We start from the raw sequence: 17756 nt of genomic DNA on the forward strand, positions 1-17756 counted from the left end.
CCCTCACTCATTTTCGAAGGATTTCAAGCAGATGGCCGAGAAGCTGGCACCGCGCGAGAAGGGCTTTTCCGAGTGGTATGTGGACCTGGTCCAGAAGGCGAAGCTCGCCGACTACTCGGACGTGAAGGGCTGCATGGTCATCCGGCCCAATGGCTATGCCATCTGGGAGAACATGCAGCGCGTCCTGGACAAGATGTTCAAGGACCTGGGCCACAAGAACGCCTACTTCCCGCTGCTCATCCCCGAGAGCTACCTGAAGAAGGAGGCCGAGCACGTCGAGGGCTTCAACCCCCAGCTCGCCGTGGTGACGCACGCGGGTGGCAACAAGCTGGAGGAGCCCTACGTCATCCGCCCCACCTCGGAGACGATCATCAACCGCAGCTTCGCCAAGTGGATCCAGAGCTACCGGGACTTGCCGCTGCTCATCAACCAGTGGGCGAACGTGATGCGCTGGGAGATGCGCACGCGCCTGTTCCTGCGCACCACCGAGTTCCTCTGGCAGGAGGGCCACACCTGCCACGAGACGGAGGAGGACGCGGAGAAGGAGACGCTGCAGATGCTGGAGGTGTACCGGAAGTTCGCCGAGGACTACATGGCGATGCCGGTGATGACGGGGCGCAAGTCGGAGTCGGAGAAGTTCGCCGGCGCGCTGCGCACCTACAGCATCGAGGCGATGATGCAGGACAAGAAGGCGCTGCAGGCGGGCACCAGCCACAACCTGGGACAGAACTTCGCCAAGGCCTTCGACACGATGTTCCAGGGCCGCGACGGCAAGCAGCACCACGTGTGGCAGACGTCGTGGGGCGTGTCCACGCGCCTCATCGGCGGCCTCATCATGACGCACTCGGATGATACGGGGCTCATCGTCCCGCCGCGGCTGGCGCCCACGCACGTGGTCATCATCCCCATCGCCGGCAAGGCGACGGACGCGGAGAAGACGCAGGTGATGGAGAAGTCGCACGCGCTGGCGGCGGACCTGAAGAAGGCCGGCCTGAGCGTGGTGGTGGACGACGACGACACCAAGAGCCCGGGCTGGAAGTACAGCGAGCACGAGCTGATCGGCACCTGCCTCCGGGTGGAGCTGGGCCCCAAGGATCTGGCCAAGGGCTCGTGCGTGATGGTGCGCCGGGACGAGAAGAAGAAGGAGTTCATCCCGCTGGACCAGGCGGTGGCCAAGGCCCAGGAGATGCTCGAGCAGATGCAGACGGCGCTGTTCGAGAAGGCGAAGAGCTTCCGGGACTCGCACACGTTCGAGGTGAACAGCTACGAGGAGATGAAGGAGAAGGCGGACGCGGGCTTCCTGCTGGCGCACTGGAACGGGGACCCGAAGGTGGAGGCGCGCATCAAGGACGAGACGGGCCTGACCACGCGCAACCGGCCGTTCGCGCTCAAGCAGGAGCCGGGCAAGTGCCCGGTGACGGGCGAGCCTTCTCCGGGCCGCATCGTCTTCTCCAAGGCCTACTGAGGCCCACCAGAGAGGGCCTACTCAGGAAGGCCTACTGAGGAAGGCCACTCAGGAAGGCCACTCCGCCCAAGAACCCCTCTCCCTCCGGGAGAGGGACGGGGTGAGGGTGTCACGCCTCCCGGGTTGAGCCCCGCGTGAACCCCTGTCTGTCTCCGGGAGGGTGACGGCTTGCCACGGGTATTTCGCGCGAGTTGAAGACCCGGGGCCATTTCGACCACAGGCCCCTGCGGTGTCGCGCCGCAGGCCGGCCTGGAGATCAGCGGCGTCCGCCTCGGGGTAACCTACAACTTCATCCCCGGCGCGGACCTCTGGGTGCGCAACTACGTCCAGCGAGAGCGGCTTGAAGTACTTCAAACTGTCGGACGACATGCGCATCCTGGATCGATGGACGCTGGATAATCCGATAGAGGGGAACGGCCAGGAGCTCTGGCATGGGCTGATGACCGACGGGCTGCCCATCTCGGTGCAGCAACCGGCCCGCATCGGGCAGTATGACCCGGGTCGCGCGCTGGACTTCTCGACCACCGCGCTCAGCATCCCCATCATCCACGGCAAGCTCAAAGCGCTCTTCGAGCAGCTCGGATTGGACGGCCAGATGCAACTGTTCCCCATCACCGTCGAAGGGCAGGCAGCGCCCTATTACGTGATGAACCTGCTCCGGGTCGTTCGCTGCATCGACGATGCGCGATGTGAGGAGGTCGCGTATCGCACCGTCGAGGACGGCTACGAGGATGGAATCGGCGAATACCGGAAGGTGGTCGGCATGCGCATCGACCCGAGCAAGGTAGGGGACGCCGAAATCTTCCGCCCGTGGGGCTGGCAGATCGTCATCATCGTTTCCGAGCGGGTCAAGCTGGCCATGGAGCGCTCCGGCATCACGGGGGCGCGCTTCACGGAGGTCTGAGTCCGGGCCCCACCTACCGCTGCGCGGCCCGGGCGAGCCGCTCGGACAGGCGGCGCAGGTGCTCGATGAGTTCCCTCGGCTCGTGCACCTCGAACTCGAATCCCAGCCACCCGAAGTAGAACGCGAGCGCCTCGAGGCTGTCGGCCCCGGCATGAACCAAGCAACGCTCCGCATCCAGCTCCTCGATGCGTCCCGCCACTCCGGACAGCCGCTCCGAGACCCCGCTCGCGGGGGCATGCACCGTCACGCGCGCGCGGAACCGGTACGCCTCCGTCGAGACCGCCTGTGACACGTAGGCGGCCACGTCCTCGGACGGCAGCGGGCGGGCCTTGAAGGAACGTCCGGTCCTCGGCCTCGGACCGATGCGGTCCACGCGGAAGGTCCTCCACCCCTCCCGGTCCAGGTCGTAGGCGAGCAGGTACCACCGCGAGCTGGTGTGTACGAGGCGGTAGGGCTCGACGGACCGTGCGCTCGCCGTGCCTTCACGGCTGCTGTAGTCGAACCGGAGCAGCTCGGAGTCGCGGCACGCATGGGCGATCACCGCCAGCGCCTCCGCGTCGACCCGGGGCGCCGTGTCACCGAGCCGCACGCTCACCGCCTGGAGCGCGTTCACCCTCCGCCGGAGCCTCTTCGGCAGCACCTGCTCCAGCTTTCCGAGCGCCCGCACCGCGGCCTCCTCCAGCCCCTTCACCGGCCCGCTCGCCGCCACGCGCAGCCCCACCGCGACGGCGACGGCCTCCTCGTCCTCCAACGGCAGCGGGGGCAGCTCCTTCCCCGCGCCCAACTGGTACCCGCCGCCGACACCCCCGGCCGCATGCACCGGGTACCCCAGGCTCCGCAGCCGCTCCACGTCCCGGCGGACGCTGCGCTCGGTCACCCCCAGCTCGCGGGCCAAGTCCCCGCCTCCCCAGAAGCGCCGGGACTGCAGCAGCGACAGCACCTTCAGCAGCCGGGCGGACGTCTGGACCACGGTACGCCTCCTCTCATCGCGGACCGAAGCTGTCCGCGATTCTTCCTACCTTCTCTTCATCACCCGGGCGAGCCCCTCAGGCCCGCCCAGAACCCTGGAGCATCCCGCCATGAGCCACTCCGCCTCCGTGCTGCCCCCCGTCTCCCCTGGCCTCCGGACGTACAAGGGCAGCTGCCAGTGCGGCGCCGTGCGCTTCGAAGTGGACTTCGACCCGAGCCAGGGGACGACCCGGTGCAACTGCACCGTCTGCACCAAGACCGCGTGGTGGGGCATGAACGTGAAGCCGGGCGCCTTCCGGCTCCTCTCCGGAAAGGAGGTCCTGGGCGACTACTCGCGCTCCGAGGCCTCCCATGCCCGGTTCTGCAAGGTGTGCGGAATCCGCGCGTTCGGGCACGGGCACATCCCGGAGATCGGCGGGGACTACTACGCCGTGAACGTGAACTGCCTGGATGGCGCCAACCTCGCTGGCATCCAGGTCACGTACCTCGACGGGCTCCACGACACCTGGGCGCAGCTCGCCGCCGCGCCGTATGTGGATCCGTTCTCCGCTGGCGCACGGGCCTGAGCGCCCGCGGCTCCCTCACCCCGCGGCGCGCAGCGCCTTGCTCGACGGGACGAAGGTGGCCACGGGCTCCTTCTTGCCCGCCACCGGCAGCGGCGCCGCCGCCTCGAAGTGGAACTCGCTGCCGCAGCGCGACAGGGTCGCCTCGGACACGAGCATGGGCACGCCCACCCTCTTCGTCAGCCCCTCGATGCGGCTGGCCAGGTTCACCGCGTCTCCAATCACCGTGTACTCGCGCCGCTGCTCGGGCCCCACGTCCCCCACCACGACCCGGCCCGTGTGGATGCCGATGCCGATGTTCAACGGCTCCTCGCCCCGGGCGCGGCGCTCGGCGTTGAGCGTCTCCAACGCCTCCAACATGGACAGCCCGCACGCCACCGCCGCCTGCGGATGCCCCGCCAGCTCCAGCGGCGCGCCGAAGTAGGCCAGAATCCCATCCCCGATGAACTTGTCGAGCGTGCCCCCGTGGCGGAACACCACCTCCACCATGCACGCCAGGTACTCGTTGAGCAGCCGCACCACCTGCGGGCTCTCCATCCGCTCGGACATGGAGGTGAAGCCCCGGATGTCGGCGAACAGCAGCGTCACCTCGCGGTGCTCCCCCGAGGACTCATTCGTCCCTCGCTCGGCGATGCGCCGCGCCACCTCGGGCGAGAAGTAGCGGCCCAGCCGTGTGCGGCGGCTCTCCTCCCGGCTCACCTCGCGCACCAGCCCGCGCACCTGTCGGCTGGCCATGGAGGAGATGGCCGCGACGATGAGCAGCACCATGGCCACCCCCGAGGCCCTGCCCGCCGTGAGGAACGCCAGCCGGTCCATCATCGCCAACTGCAGGATGCACGCGAGCACGGTGGCGGCCCCCACGCTCTCGTACGAGTCGCTCAGGGTCGCGACGCCCATCACCATGCACCCGGCGACGCAGACCGTCAGCCCCACCGCGAAAGCACTGTCGGGCGAGGAGTCCAGCCCCAGGAACTGGATGAAGAAGAAGAGGGGCATGTCCACCAGCAGCAGGCCAAGCTCGGGCCGCCGCAGCAGGATGGGGAGGAACCCGCTCCCCACCCAGAGGCCCACCGCCATCAGCAGGTGGAAGGCCACCGCCTTCAGGGGCACGCTCCAGTCGAACAGGAAGGCCACGAGCCACCAGGCCAGCACCATCTGGACGCGGAGGCGGTACGTCCAGCGCCCCACCCGGGCGCGCTGCGCGTCGAAGCGTTGCTGGATGAGCTCGTCGAAACTGGAGGAATCCGAGGACACGGGAGGGCCAGGGTAGACCACCCTCCGCCCCCCCGCCACCCACCCGGGGGCCTACGGGTCGAGCACCTCGCGCAGCTTGCGCAGCAGCGCCCGGGGGGTGATGGGCTTGGAGAGGAACGAGACCGAGGACTCGACGACGCCGTGCTGCAGGGCGACGTCCTCGGTGTAGCCGGACATGTACAGCACCTTCAGGTCCCGGTGGGACCGCAGAAGCTGCTCGGCGAGCTGCCGGCCACTCATCCGGGGCATCACGACGTCGGCCAGCAGCAGATCGATCGAACCGCCATACTGCTCGAAGAGCACCTGCGCCGCCTCCGGGGTGGCGGCCTCGAGCACCTCGTACCCGTTGTGCTGGAGGATGCGCCGGACGAGCTGGCGCACCTGCTCGTCATCCTCGACGAGCAGCACCACCTCGTCTCCATGGTCCGGACGCATGCGCCCCGCGCTCTCCGCGGTGGCGGGTGGAGCGGAGCCCTCGTCCCGGGGCAGGTAGACGTCGAACGTGGTGCCCTGGCCCAGCCTGCTCCGGACGCCAATGGCCCCGCCTCGCTGCTGCACGATGCCGAGCACGGTCGGCAACCCCAGGCCGGTGCCCGCCCCGGGCGCCTTGGTCGTGAAGAACGGCTCGAAGAGCCGGGCCTGCGTGGCCTCGTCCATGCCCACGCCCGTATCCGTCACGCGCAGCAGCACGTAGCGTCCGGGGGCGAGCCCGGGCACGGGCGCCTCGGACGCCCCTTCCAGCTCGACGTTGGCGGTGCGGATGCACAGCGTGCCGCCCGAGGGCATCGCGTCCCGGGCGTTGACCGCCAGGTTCATCACCACCTGCACCAGCTGCCCGGGGTCCACCCTCACCCGGCCGAGCCGCGGCTCGAGGTCCAGCTTCAGCTCGATGTCCTCGCCGATCAGCCGGTGGAGCAGACTCGCCGTGCTCGACACCAGCTCGTTGAGGTGGATGCTCTGCAGCTCCATGACATGGCGCCGGCTGAAGGCCAGGAGCTGGCGCGTGAGATCCGCGGCGCGCTGGCCCGCCCGGCGGACCTCCTCCAGGTCCTCGCGCATGGGATGGCTCGCGGGCAGCTCCTCGAGCAACCCCCACGTGTAGCTGAGAATCACCGACAGCAGGTTGTTGAAGTCATGGGCGATGCCCCCCGAGAGCTTGCCCAGGGCCTCCACCTTCGCGGCCTGGCGCAGCTGCGCTTCACTGGTGCGCAGGGCCTCCTCGGCCCGGATGCGCTCGCCAATCTCGTGCCGCAGCTCCTCGTTGGCCTGGGTGAGCGCGGCGGTGCGCGCCTCCACCCGGCGCTCCAGCTCCTGCTCGGCGGCGGTGCGCTGCCCGAGGTAGGCGGACAGCTCCTCGGAGAGCATGTTCACACAACCCACCACCGCATCCAGGACGCTGCCGTCCCCCCGGAGCCCGGGCCGCTTGCTGAAGTCGAGCGAGGCCAGCCCGAACAAGGCATCCGCGACCTCCTGGAGCCGCTGGTCCATCTCCAGGAACCTGTCCGTCTGACGGCCCACGTCCTCCAGGCCCGCGAGCACGGCCTCCAGCCGCTTCGGGTCACACGCCGAGGGAGCGGCGGCGGCCAGCTCCAGGAGGAGCCGCCGGGCCGCGTCGAGCCGGGCATCCCTGCTCATGGGGTGCTGCTCTTGAGCCAGGCGAGGGCTTCCTCCTCGGACGTGAAGAGGCACGTGGGGAAGAGCGGCTTGTTGAGGCCCATGAAGAAATTACCGATGGCCCGCGACAGGGGCGAGCGGATGAAGATGGCCACGGCGGACTCCACCTTGGCGGTCTCCTCCCCCGCGAAGTACATGCGTGCCTCGCGGTCCATCGACAGGATCTCCCTCATGTCCACGAGGACCCGGCTCCGCCTTCCCTGGGCCAGCTCGCCGATGGCCCGCACGGCCTCCTGGGCGTCGCCGAGTCCGATGTGGATGCCGGGCTTCAACCTCGCTCGGACGATGCCCTCGTCATCGAGCCAGATCGTCTGGGTGCGTACCTCCACCTGGGAACCCACATCCATCCCTCGTACCTTGTCCGCTGAAGTGCCCATGAACCCGCCGAGGACTCGCGCGGCAGCCGGTCGGCCACGCGCCGGAAGTGCCCACCCCGCCGCGCACCGCGTCATCCCGCGGCGAGAAGGGGCTTGCGGGACGGGACGAAGGTGGCCACGGGCTCCTTCTTGCCCGCCACTGGCAGCGGCGCCGCCGCCTCGAAGTGGAACGCCTCGCCACACCGCACGCGCGTGGCATCGGACACGAGCAGGGACACGCCCACCTTCTTCGTCAGCCCCTCGATGCGGCTGGCCAGGTTCACCGCGTCTCCAATCACCGTGTACTCGCGCCGCTGCTCGGGCCCCACGTCCCCCACCACGACGCTGCCCGTGTGGAGGCCGATGCCGATGTTCAACGGCGCCTCACCCCGGGCACGGCGCTCGGCGTTGAGCGTCTCCAGCGCGTCCAGCATGGCCAGCCCGCACGCCACCGCCGCCTGCGGATGCCCCGCCAGCTCCAGCGGCGCGCCGAAGTAGGCCAGGATCCCATCCCCGATGAACTTGTCGAGCGTGCCTCCATGGCGGAACACCACCTCCACCATGCGCGCCAGGTACTCGTTGAGCAGCCGCACCACCTGCGGGCTCTCCATCTGCTCCGACATGGAGGTGAAGCCGCGGATGTCGGCGAACAGCAGCGTCACCTCGCGGTGCTCCCCCGAGGACTCATTGGCGCCGCGCTCGGCGATGCGCCGCGCCACCTCGGGCGAGAAGTAGCGGCCCAGGCGCGTGCGGTGCGTCTGCTCCTGGGACACCTCGAGCACCAGCTTGTACATCTGCCTGCGGGTGTACGCCGCCGCCACGGCCGCCATGACGAGCACCAGGGCCACGCCCGGGAGGTTGTCCGCCACGCCCCGGCCCGTGCGCTGCACCAGCGCCGTCTCCAGGCCCATGCCCAGCAGGGTGGCCAAGGCCAGGCCCACGCGCGAGCCGCCCAGCAGCGCCGTCACCATCACCAGGATGATGTAGATGCCCACCGTGACGCCGGCGATGACCTGGCCGTTGGGAGAGAGGGCCACCGCCGGGGCCTGGATGGCGAAGACGGCGGGCATGTCGATCAGCGGCACGGCGAGGTCCGGCCTGTGGCGCAGCAGCGGGACGAAGCGGCCGCCGGCCCACAAGGCCACCGCGAGCAGCACGTAGGCGGCCACGCTCGAGAGGGGCACGGTCCAGTCGAAGACGTACGCACAGGCGAGCCAGCCCAGGGCGCCCAGCGCGCGGAAGCGGTACACCCAGCGCCCCATGCGCACCCGCTGTGCGTCGAGCCGCTGGCGGAGGATGTCGTCGAGAACGGACTCGGTGAGCACGGGCCCGGGAGGCTAGTCCAGCATCCGCGCGTTCTCCAGATGGCGGCCGGGTGGACTATCCTTGGAGGCCCAATGGCGAGCTTCGGTCACGTGGCGGTGGGCATGGCACTCGGACGTCTGGGGGCCGGGGAGGCGTCCTCGCGGCGCGTGGGCGCGGCCATGGTGGGCCTGTCCGCGCTGGCCATGCTGCCGGACGCGGACGTCATCGCCTTCGTGCTGCGGATTCCCTACGCGGCGACGTGGGGGCACCGGGGGGCCTCGCACTCGCTCTTCCTCGCGGCGGGGGTGGCGCTGGCGGTGGCGGCCGGGACGCGGCTGGCGCGGGGGCCGGCCGTGAAGGCGGGGCTGCTCACCCTCGCCGCCGTGGGGAGCCACGGCCTGCTGGACGCGATGACCACAGGCGGCCTGGGCGCGGCGCTCCTCTGGCCACTGGAGGACACCCGCTACTTCCTCCCGCTGCGTCCCATTCCCGTGGCCCCCATCGGCGCGGGCATGCTCTCCGCGCGCGGCCTGTACGTCGTCACCGTGGAGCTGCTCCTCTTCCTGCCCTTCTGGGCCTACGCCCTCTGGCCGCGCCGCCGGGCCGCCCGGACGGCCCAAGGATGACGCCATGCGCCTCTTCGTCGCCGTCACACTGGGGGAAGGCATCGAGTCCCAGGCCTCGGCCGCCCTGCCGCGCCTCAAGGCCCTGGCGCCCCATGCGCGCTGGGTGCCCACGGCCAACCTGCACCTCACCCTGTGCTTCCTCGGAGAGGTGGAGGCCGAGCGGCTGCAACCCGTGAAGGACGTCCTCACCCGCGTGGGCCCGGCGCACGCCCCGCTGGTGCTGACCGTCGAGGGCGGAGGCAGCTTCGGCTCGCCGGCCCACCCCCGCGTCCTCTGGGCCGGCGTGGGCGGAGACACGAAGGCGCTGGGGGCGCTGCAGGCGGACGTGGCCGGGGGGTTGAAGCCGCTGGGCTTCGAACCCGAGCACCGCGAGTACGCCGCGCACCTCACGCTGGCCCGGGCCAAGGTGCCCCAGGGGGACCGGCAGCTGGCCGAGTGCGCGCGCGCCCTGCAGGGAGAGAAGTGGGGCGAGGCTCGGGTGGACCGGCTCGTCCTCTTCGAGAGCCTGGGCGGCAAATACCACCCCCGCGCCGAGGTGCCCCTGAGCCGGGCCTCCTGAGCCCCTGGCATCCACCGTGCACGGAAGGCCGGCGAGGCGCGGCGCTCGCGCCCGAAAGGACCGGGTTTCCATGCGTTGGCTGGTGCTGTCCCTGCTGTCGCTGTCGCTCCTGGCCCACACCGCGGCCGCCGCGCCACGCTCCCTCGAGGGGACGCTGCGCACGGGGGACCTCGTCTTCCACACCTCGCGCTCGCAGCAGTCGGTGGCCATCCAGGCGGCCACGGACAGCCCCCTGTCGCATGTGGGGCTGGTGGAGGTGACGCCCGCCGGGGTGTTCGTGGTGGAGGCGGTACAGCCGGTGAAGCGGGTGCCCTTCGCGAAGTGGAAGGCCCGCGGGGTGGAGGGCCGCCTCCTCGTGCTGCGGCCCGAGCAGCTCCCCGAGGAGCAGCGGGTGGCGGCGGTCCAGGAGGCCAAGCGGCACCTGGGCAAACCGTACGACTGGCGCTTCGGGTGGGATGATGGCGCCATGTACTGCTCGGAGCTGGCGCGCAAGGCCTACTCGGCCGCCGCGGGCGTGGACTTCGGGAGGATGGAGCGCCTGGGCTCTCTGAACGTGAGAAAACTGGGGCCCGCGCTCCAGCAGCGCTACGGCGGGAAGGTGCCCCTGGAGCTGGAGCTCATCACCCCGGCGAGCCTCGCCGCCGACGAGCGCCTCTCGGTGGTGCATACGGACTTCCCCGAAGTCCGCTGAAGGCCCAAATGGAGGCATAATGGGCGGCCATGCTGCCCCCCCGTCTCCTGCTCCTCGTTGCCCTCCTGGCCCTTCCTGGCACCGGCTGCCGCGACAATGACGGGGCGGTGAAGCTCACCGTCTCGTACTCGGGCTTCAAACCCGGCTGCATCCGGGTGGGCGTGAAGGACGCCCAAGGCGCGGGCGAGCCGCGCACCACGGAGCTGCCCGGCAAGGGCGAGGCCACCGGCGGCACGGTGACGGTGGCCGCCTTCCGCGAGGCAGGCTGGGGCACCACCCTCACGGTGACGGCCGAGGCCTTCGAGACGGAGTGCACGGGCACCCCAGTGGTCACCACCGCGGACTCGGTGACCGTCACTCGGGGCAACGTGGCCGAGAAGGAGCTGAAGCTGGCGGCCATCGACGCGGACCTGGACGGGTACGTGTCCCCGGGCAACGGGGGCACCGACTGCGACGATGCCAGCGCCACGCGGCACCCGGGCGCGCAGGAGCTCTGCAACGACAGGGACGACAACTGCGACGGCAAGAAGGACGAGAGCTTCGAGGTGGGCCAGCTGTGCGACGCGCCCAACGGCTGCAAGGGCGCCTGGACGTGCAATCCCCAGGGCGCGCGCGCCTGCGTGGAGCGGCCGGGCCAGTGGCGCCGGGACGCGGACAATGACGGCCAGGGCGCCAAGACGGGCACCGCCGTCACCAGCTGCACCCAGCCGGCCGGCTACGTGGCCAACGACTTCGACTGCGACGACACCAACGCCCAGCGCTACTCGGGAGCGCCCGAGCTGTGCAACACGGTGGATGACAACTGCGACGGCACGCCGGATGACGGGCTCGCCCTCGGCGCCGACTGCACGGGCGCGGGCAGCTGCGCCGGCAAGCGCGTCTGCGGCACGGATGGCGGCGTGCTGTGCAACAGCCCCACCCCCACCGTGCTGTACCCCGACAGCGACTCGGACACCTACGGCGCGGTGGACGCGGGCGTGACGAACTGCGGGCCCACCCGCCCCGGCTACGTCTCCAACTCCACGGACTGCGACGACACGCGCGCCACCGTGAAACCCGGCGCGCCGGAGATCTGCGACACGCTGGACAACAACTGCGACGGCACGCAGGACGAGGGCTACACCCTGGGCACCGCATGCAGCCCCGGCTACAACTGCCCGGGCGCCACCGCGTGCGCGACGGACGGCGGCACGCGCTGCGCCTTCGTCACCGACCCCATCACCTACTACCCGGACGAGGACCTCGACACCCGGGGCAAGGCGGACGCGGGCGTGCTCACCTGCACGCCGGACGCCGGCTACGTCGACGCGGGCGGCGACTGCGACGAGGGCAACCCCTTCACCTACGCGGGCGCTCCCGAGCTGTGCGACCTGGTGGACAACAACTGCGAGGGCTCGGTGGACGAGGGCAGCGTGTGCCCGGCGGACGGCGGCACCTGGGTGAGCCAGTCGGCGGGCACGACGGAGACGTGGCGCTCGGTGACGCTGTGGGGCGACGGCGGCGTCTGGGTGGCGGGAAGCAGCAACACCCTGCGCTCCCGCCCGCCCGGCGAGACGGCCTTCCGCAACTTCGACGGGCACTGCACGGGAGACTGGTACGGCGTCTGGGTGGACCCCGTCTCCCAGTACGCCGTGCTCGCGGGACAGGGCACCGCCGTCGCGTACCATGGCGCCACCACCACGAGCTGTATCCCCGGAACCGCCGCCACGGACACCCACGCCCGGGGTATCTTCGGTGTGACCCTGGCCGATGGCTCCTCCGAGGCCCATATCGTCGGTTACTCCGGGTCCAACGCCGATTACGGGCGCGCGGTCTGGCAGAGCCTCAGCGGCAGCCGGATCAACACCGACGCCGTGGGCCCGCTCTGGGACATCCATGGCCTCTCGCGAGATCTGCTCTTCGCCGTGGGGGGATATGACCCGAGCGAGCGCTACAACGACCCCCGCATCTACCGCTTCCGGCCGGACCTGAACGACTGGAGGAGCGAGTTCGTCCAGGACCTCCCCGGCGTGGTGAACGACCGGCTCCGGGGCATCTGGGTGGTGAACCCCAAGCTGGCCTACGCCGTCGGAGAGAGCAGCTCCATGTTCATGTGGAACGGGAGCGCCTGGAGCAAGCACCCGGCGCCGGGGGGCGAGGATCTGCTCTCGGTGGTCGCCTTCGGGAAGAGCTCCATCTACGTCTCCACGGGGAGCGGGAAGGTCTACCGGTACAACGGCACGGCGTGGAGCGTGATGCCCGGCATGAGCGCGGGAGGCACCCTCAATGACATCGCCGCCACCCGCCCGGACGACATCTGGGTGGTGGGCACCGGTGGGCGGATATTGCACTGGCCGCGGTGAGCGCGGCGCCTCAGGAGGGGCGCACGGCCACGACGAAGCGCCGGTGGAACAGGAAGGGCGTGCCGTGCGCGGCCGCCGGGTAGTCCTGGCGCAGCAGCGGCCGGAGGGTGTCGAGGAAGGCTTGGTCCTCGCCGGGGCCGAGCGCCGCGAGCACCGGCCGCAGCGTCGTGCCAAGCAGCCACTGCAGCACGGCGTCCTCGCCAGGGAGCACGTGGAGGTACGCCGTCTCCCAGGCGTCCACGGACAGGCCGAGCCGGGCCAGCGAGGCCTCGTAGAAGGCGAGTGACTCCGCGGACCCGCGGCGCACGGAGGCGAGCGCGGGGGCGAAGCGGGGCAGCGCGCGCACCTCGTCGATGCGCCGGTGCGAGGGCTCGTCGAAGTTGGCCGGCACCTGGAAGGCGAGCACCCCGCCCGGAGCGAGTAGCCCCACCAGCCGCGAGAGCAGCGCGCCATGGTCGGGCAGCCAGTGCAGGGCGGCATTGGAGACGAGCACGTCGAGCGGCGCGTCGGGCTGCCAGCGCGAGAGGTCGGCGAGCTCGAAGCGGACGCGCTCGGGAGCGGGGCGGCGGAGGGCCTCGGAGATCATCGACTCGGACGAGTCGACGCCGGACAGGCAGGCGGCGGGCCAGCGCTCGGCGAGGGTGAGGGTGAGGTCCCCCGTGCCACAACCGAGGTCGGCGACGGTGCGGGGCGAGGACACCGGCACCCGTGCGAGCAGCTCGAAGAAGGGGCGCTTGCGCGCGTCGCGGAAGTGCTCGTACTGCTGAGGATCCCACATGGCGTGCCTCCGCGAGGCCCGGCAGCGGGCCGGTGTGGTGGAGCGGGTGGCCCGGCGGAGCGCGCCGGACGGCCAGGACACGCGAGCACCGAGGCCCCGCGTGTCCTGGTGAGGAGGGACTACCGGCGCGGCGTGGTGCCGGCGTCGGTGGCGGGCGTGCCCGTGCCGGCGTCGGTGGCGGGGGTGCCCGCGTCGGTGGCGGGGGTGCCGCCATCGGTGGTGGTGGCGGCGGGGGCGGCCGGGGTGATGGCCGGCGGCGGGTTGTTCAGCGCGAGCGAGGTGAGGAACTGATCCGCCTCGGGGGCGCCGATGCTCGGGTTGTAGAGGACGAGCAGGGTGTAGAGCCGCGGCCCGACGAGGAAGTTGCGGGCGCGCACCTCGCCAGCGTCGGAGGAGACGGTGAAGGACTTGCCGGGGTAGCCCTGGAGGGTGATGTCCTCCTCGGCCTTGACGGTGCCCTTGAGCTGGTTGACGAGGCCGTTCTTGCCCTCGTTGAGGAAGGCGGAGGCGGGGTTGGCGGCGACGACCTTCTCGGGGTAGTCGGCGGTGCTGATGGAGTAGAGGACGCCACCCGGGTCGTTGATCGTCCAGGCGGCCGTCGTCACCTTGCCACCGGGGATGGCGACCTCGCCCCGCTGGGGCGCGGGGTTACCGGGGAACATCACGGAGAAGCCCTCGGGAGCCTCGATCTTCTGGAACTGGACCTGGGGCTTGGCCTCCTCGGCGGGAGTGCCGCCCTCGTTGACCTCCTCGACGGTGGAGGAACCACCGGCGGTGGTGGCGGCACCCTGGTTGGCGCAGGCGGCGCCCAGCAGGGAGATGGTGACAAGGGCGGCGAACAGTCGGGACAGCGATGACATATGTGCGAGTCCTGAAGGTTGGGGTGGAAAAGGGATGGCGGCGGACCCTACGACGAGTCCACCGCCGGTCGCTACGGCGGAGTATGCGGAGTGACGGCTTTCGCGAGGCTCAAACCGTCCTCCTCACGGGCACGACGTGATGGGCGTAGCCGGGTTACCGGTGTTGCGCGAGTCGTGCTGGTACTTGGGCCATGGGGCCGACGGGTTGAGACCTGGGCTGTCCACTACGAGGGCGTAGACCCTGCCGTCCCGAGAAGCCGCATACAGCACACCCGGCATCCCGGAACTCACTCCACCATCAGACAGCCGACTGCAGTCCAGGTTCATTGAGGCTTCGATGAGCGAGCCCGGCTCGAACTGCCAAGCCACGTTCTCCAGCGGCTGGCGTGCTTGGATGGCTCCACTAATTGCACCGGCAGTGTAGACGTAACCACCTGCGCCCCACACAGGAGCGCCCTTGATGATGTCTCCAGGAGTATCGATAGCGAGCGCTCCACCATCTGCTGCGTCCAGCACGAACAATTTGCCGGTGTCGAGCCCCACAACAGCATTGGCGCCAGGCAAACCGCCGATACTGACGTTCCACATCTGAGCAGAGGTCGGGAAATATGTCGGAGCCAGCACGCCGCTTAGCGGCACTTCGAACAGCTTGCTGTTGCTCCCATCGTTTCCACCGCCAAAAACCACCCCGTCAGCAGCAGCCAGTGACGTTGGCTTCAGTGGGCTGAGGGGTTGGGTCCACTGCGCAGCAGCAGGCCAAACTCCGCTCGAATTCAAGGCAAAGGACTTTAACGCTCCACTGCTCGTGCCAAAAACGACAGCATTCCCTGCTGCCAACATCGTTCCTGGCGCAGATACGTCACCAACACTGGGAACAATCGGGCACTGGAACAAGGGATCGCTCTCTGCATCCGGCCGAACCGCAAAGAGCGTGCCCCCACCACGGCCTGTGTACACACCGTACACAGTCTCAGATGAACTAGCCGCTGACACTTGCGCGAACGCCAATGACGATTGAACCGAAACACTGCCTGAGTTGACATCAGTGCATGGAGCAGTGAAGCCACCATCACTGTTGTCATAGAAGCCGACTCGGATCACCGAACCCTTTTTATGGGCGACGTAGATACGCTCGGTGCCACCATCCTGGACATTACCTACAGTGGGACTCGCCACGACAGCTCCGCCACTCGCAGACCACAACAAGCGGCCGCTCGGTGAGAGCGCAAGAAGCTGTCCGTCGTTATCGCTGCCATTTGTCGTCCCGACGTACACCACGCCCGTATTACCCAAGACGGGCGCAGCGGTAATCGTGGCCCCTGTGATGTCATGGCGCCACTTCCAACGGGTCACGTTCACGGAGCCGGAAGAGGTGCCCGTGTTGCCAACCTTGTCCGCGCCCTGGACCTCGAGATTCATCGGCCCACGGAACGCGTTGAACGTCGGTACCCAGAGGTTTACCTGAGCCAAGCCACAGAACCCTGCGTCACAGCTTTGGCTCTCCGCGAACGACGTGACACTCATGGCAGGCGCAGTACCAGCATCCGTTCTCAACGTGACCATCACGGTGCTCGGGTCCAGATTCGGCTCGTTCGTCCGAATCTCCACCGGCACCACCTGATCACGACGCCACGCAGTAGCGAACCCCGGCTCTGGATCCGCGTAGGTCGTTCCCCCATCGGACACGCCCGCGTCCGCCGGGGGCACGAACACCACGAAGGCAGGCCCCGTCGTATCCACCGCCAGGCGCACCGTGGTGCTCGGGACCCCAGCCTCCGGGTGCGCCGCCGTCAGGAGGAACTCACCCTCTCCGGCTGGCGTCCACTGCGTGGTGTACACCCCCGCGCTCGCCGTCACCGCACCCAGCGTTCCGCCCGTCCCGCCGTCGCTCGCCACCACACTGAAGTTCAGTGTCCCGGGGAAGTTCTCCGCGAACCCCGTGCCCACGAGCAATCTCGCCTGAACTGACACCGGACCCGCCCCCACCACGGTTCCACCCAACGGCGTCACCTCCAGCCCCGTGTACCGCGGCACGCAAACGTTCGACAGCGTGCACGCCTGGTACGACGCGCACGCGGGCTCGCATGCGCCGCCCTCCGCACTCGCCGAGAAACACAACTTCCGCTCCGGATCGCACACGCCACCGCCCGGACAATCCGCGTCCGTCTCACACACGCGAAGCGGTGCGGTGCATCCCGCGAGTACACCCAACAGCAGCACCGTTCCGAGGACCTTGTGAAGCATCACGGTCATCTCCCCAAACCCATTTGACGGCCCACCTGTGGTGGATAGCATGGTGCCCCTACTCGCGGAAGTTGCGCTCCCCTGGCCATCTCCACCCGATGACCGTTCCGCGACCGACCTGTCCCTTCTCGAGGGGTCCACCGTGCAACCTCCTTCCACCCCCAGGTCCCCCCTCTTCCTCGCGCTCGGCCTCCTGCTCGCTCCGGCCGCCTCGGCCCAGACGGACTTCGTCGCCCTGCACCCGTGCGCCATCGTCGGCGAGAAGGACAAGAACAAGGTCCAGGACCACCAGGCTACCTGCGCCACGGAGATCGCCCGCGGCGACGTCCAGCTCGTGCCCTCCGACCAGGTCCGCGCCTTCCTCGACAAGGAGCCCAAGAAGTCCTGCGCTCAGGCCAAGAAGCCCGCCGAGTGCCTCGGCAGGCTCGCCACCGCCACCCAGGCCAGCCGCGCCGTCCTCATCACCCTCGACCCCGGCCAGCTCACGCGCGTCTCCGGCCTCGTGGTGAACCCCAGCGGCGAGGTCGTCGATCAGAAGAGCGTCCAGATCCGCAGCCGCGGCCAGCCCCAGACCGAGCTCATCCGCACCGCCATCACCCGCCTGCGCGAGCAGCTCAACCTCGTTCCCATCAAGGTCACGCCCCTCGTCGAGCAGCCGGCTCCCCCGCCGCTCGTGGCGGCGGCGCCCCCGCCCGCCCCTATCTCCGAGCCCACCCCGGGCCCCGCGCCGGCCGAGCCCCCTCCCGTGGCCGCTCCGTCCGAGGCCCTAGGCGTGAGCCGGTCCCCGGGCGACGGGCGCACCTGGAAGACGCCCGTGGCCTATGCCTCCGCGGGCGCGGGCGTCGTGGCGCTCGGTCTCGGTGGCTTCTTCGCCATCAGCGGCAACAACGCGATGATCGAATCCAACAAGCCCTACGCGGACAACCGGTACCCGCCCCAGAGCGAGCTGGCAAACATCAGCCGGCTGCGCAGCGAGGCCACCACCCAGCGCATCCTCGCGGGCGTCAGCTCCACCCTGGGGGCCGCGCTCGTCGGCACCGGCGTCTACCTCTGGCTCCATGACCGGCCGGCCTCGCCCGCTCCGGGTGTCGCCGCCCTCTCGGTGGGCCCCGGGGGCGTGAGCATCCTCGGCGTCCTGCCCTGAAGCGCGGGCGCGAGACTCCGCG

Annotated in this window: 16 protein-coding genes; 8 read left to right on the forward strand and 8 right to left on the reverse strand. The window is 69.8% G+C overall.

Annotated elements, in window-relative coordinates:
- Positions 1-31 precede the first annotated feature (31 nt).
- Both proS and NR798_RS41935 read left to right on the forward strand, forming a co-directional pair.
- Entirely contained in the window at positions 32-1465 is a 1434-nt protein-coding gene (gene proS, locus NR798_RS41930) for a proline--tRNA ligase (protein WP_375768207.1), read from the forward strand.
- Between the two features lie 340 nt (positions 1466-1805).
- Positions 1806-2369 carry an imm11 family protein gene (locus NR798_RS41935; RefSeq protein WP_375768208.1) on the forward strand — a complete coding sequence of 188 codons (564 nt, stop codon included), beginning with the start codon at positions 1806-1808 and terminating at the stop codon, positions 2367-2369.
- 13 nt (positions 2370-2382) lie between these two features.
- Here NR798_RS41935 and NR798_RS41940 read toward each other — a convergent pair whose 3' ends face one another.
- Positions 2383-3339, reverse strand: coding sequence for a helix-turn-helix transcriptional regulator (locus NR798_RS41940; RefSeq protein ID WP_375768209.1), 957 nt, complete (start codon positions 3337-3339; stop codon positions 2383-2385).
- A 109-nt stretch (positions 3340-3448) separates the two neighbouring features.
- Between NR798_RS41940 and NR798_RS41945 the strand changes: the two genes are divergently transcribed.
- Positions 3449-3904, forward strand: a complete 456-nt coding sequence (locus NR798_RS41945) for a GFA family protein (RefSeq protein ID WP_375768210.1) — start codon at positions 3449-3451, stop codon at positions 3902-3904.
- A gap of 15 nt (positions 3905-3919) precedes the next feature.
- Here the strand turns inward: NR798_RS41945 and NR798_RS41950 are convergent, their stop codons facing one another.
- From NR798_RS41950 to NR798_RS41965, 4 genes are all read right to left on the reverse strand, one after another.
- Positions 3920-5155 carry an adenylate/guanylate cyclase domain-containing protein gene (locus NR798_RS41950; RefSeq protein WP_375768211.1) on the reverse strand — a complete coding sequence of 412 codons (1236 nt, stop codon included), beginning with the start codon at positions 5153-5155 and terminating at the stop codon, positions 3920-3922.
- 51 nt (positions 5156-5206) lie between these two features.
- The gene (locus NR798_RS41955) at positions 5207-6790 is read right to left on the reverse strand and encodes an ATP-binding protein (RefSeq protein ID WP_375768212.1); all 1584 of its coding nucleotides are present in this window, start codon (positions 6788-6790) and stop codon (positions 5207-5209) included.
- Entirely contained in the window at positions 6787-7176 is a 390-nt protein-coding gene (locus tag NR798_RS41960) for an STAS/SEC14 domain-containing protein (protein ID WP_375768213.1), read from the reverse strand. The genes NR798_RS41955 and NR798_RS41960 overlap by 4 nt, the downstream gene beginning before the upstream one ends.
- A 101-nt stretch (positions 7177-7277) precedes the next feature.
- The gene (locus tag NR798_RS41965) at positions 7278-8510 is read right to left on the reverse strand and encodes an adenylate/guanylate cyclase domain-containing protein (RefSeq protein WP_375768214.1); all 1233 of its coding nucleotides are present in this window, start codon (positions 8508-8510) and stop codon (positions 7278-7280) included.
- A 72-nt stretch (positions 8511-8582) separates the two neighbouring features.
- Between NR798_RS41965 and NR798_RS41970 the strand changes: the two genes are divergently transcribed.
- The 4 genes from NR798_RS41970 to NR798_RS41985 all read left to right on the forward strand — a co-directional run bounded on the left by NR798_RS41970 (position 8583) and on the right by NR798_RS41985 (position 12708).
- Positions 8583-9116, forward strand: coding sequence for a metal-dependent hydrolase (locus NR798_RS41970; RefSeq protein WP_375768215.1), 534 nt, complete (start codon positions 8583-8585; stop codon positions 9114-9116).
- 4 nt (positions 9117-9120) lie between these two features.
- Positions 9121-9675, forward strand: coding sequence for an RNA 2',3'-cyclic phosphodiesterase (gene thpR, locus NR798_RS41975; protein WP_375768216.1), 555 nt, complete (start codon positions 9121-9123; stop codon positions 9673-9675).
- A 70-nt stretch (positions 9676-9745) separates the two neighbouring features.
- Positions 9746-10366 (forward strand): YiiX/YebB-like N1pC/P60 family cysteine hydrolase, encoded by a 621-nt coding sequence (locus tag NR798_RS41980; RefSeq protein WP_375768217.1) that lies wholly within the window; start codon positions 9746-9748, stop codon positions 10364-10366.
- A gap of 29 nt (positions 10367-10395) precedes the next feature.
- Positions 10396-12708, forward strand: coding sequence for a MopE-related protein (locus NR798_RS41985; protein WP_375768218.1), 2313 nt, complete (start codon positions 10396-10398; stop codon positions 12706-12708).
- A gap of 10 nt (positions 12709-12718) precedes the next feature.
- Here the strand turns inward: NR798_RS41985 and NR798_RS41990 are convergent, their stop codons facing one another.
- The 3 genes from NR798_RS41990 to NR798_RS42000 all read right to left on the reverse strand — a co-directional run bounded on the left by NR798_RS41990 (position 12719) and on the right by NR798_RS42000 (position 16590).
- Positions 12719-13486, reverse strand: a complete 768-nt coding sequence (locus NR798_RS41990) for a methyltransferase domain-containing protein (RefSeq protein ID WP_375768219.1) — start codon at positions 13484-13486, stop codon at positions 12719-12721.
- A 119-nt stretch (positions 13487-13605) separates the two neighbouring features.
- Complete coding sequence (locus tag NR798_RS41995; protein WP_375768220.1) at positions 13606-14346, reverse strand: hypothetical protein; 741 nt, start codon at positions 14344-14346, stop codon at positions 13606-13608.
- A gap of 123 nt (positions 14347-14469) precedes the next feature.
- The gene (locus NR798_RS42000) at positions 14470-16590 is read right to left on the reverse strand and encodes a PQQ-binding-like beta-propeller repeat protein (protein WP_375773908.1); all 2121 of its coding nucleotides are present in this window, start codon (positions 16588-16590) and stop codon (positions 14470-14472) included.
- A 142-nt stretch (positions 16591-16732) separates the two neighbouring features.
- On the opposite strand from NR798_RS42000, the gene NR798_RS42005 reads away from it, so the two are divergent.
- The gene (locus tag NR798_RS42005) at positions 16733-17734 is read left to right on the forward strand and encodes a hypothetical protein (RefSeq protein WP_375768221.1); all 1002 of its coding nucleotides are present in this window, start codon (positions 16733-16735) and stop codon (positions 17732-17734) included.
- The last annotated feature ends 22 nt before the right edge of the window (positions 17735-17756 follow it).

The organism is Archangium gephyra, assembly GCF_042230915.1.
Lineage (GTDB): Bacteria > Myxococcota > Myxococcia > Myxococcales > Myxococcaceae > Archangium > Archangium gephyra_B.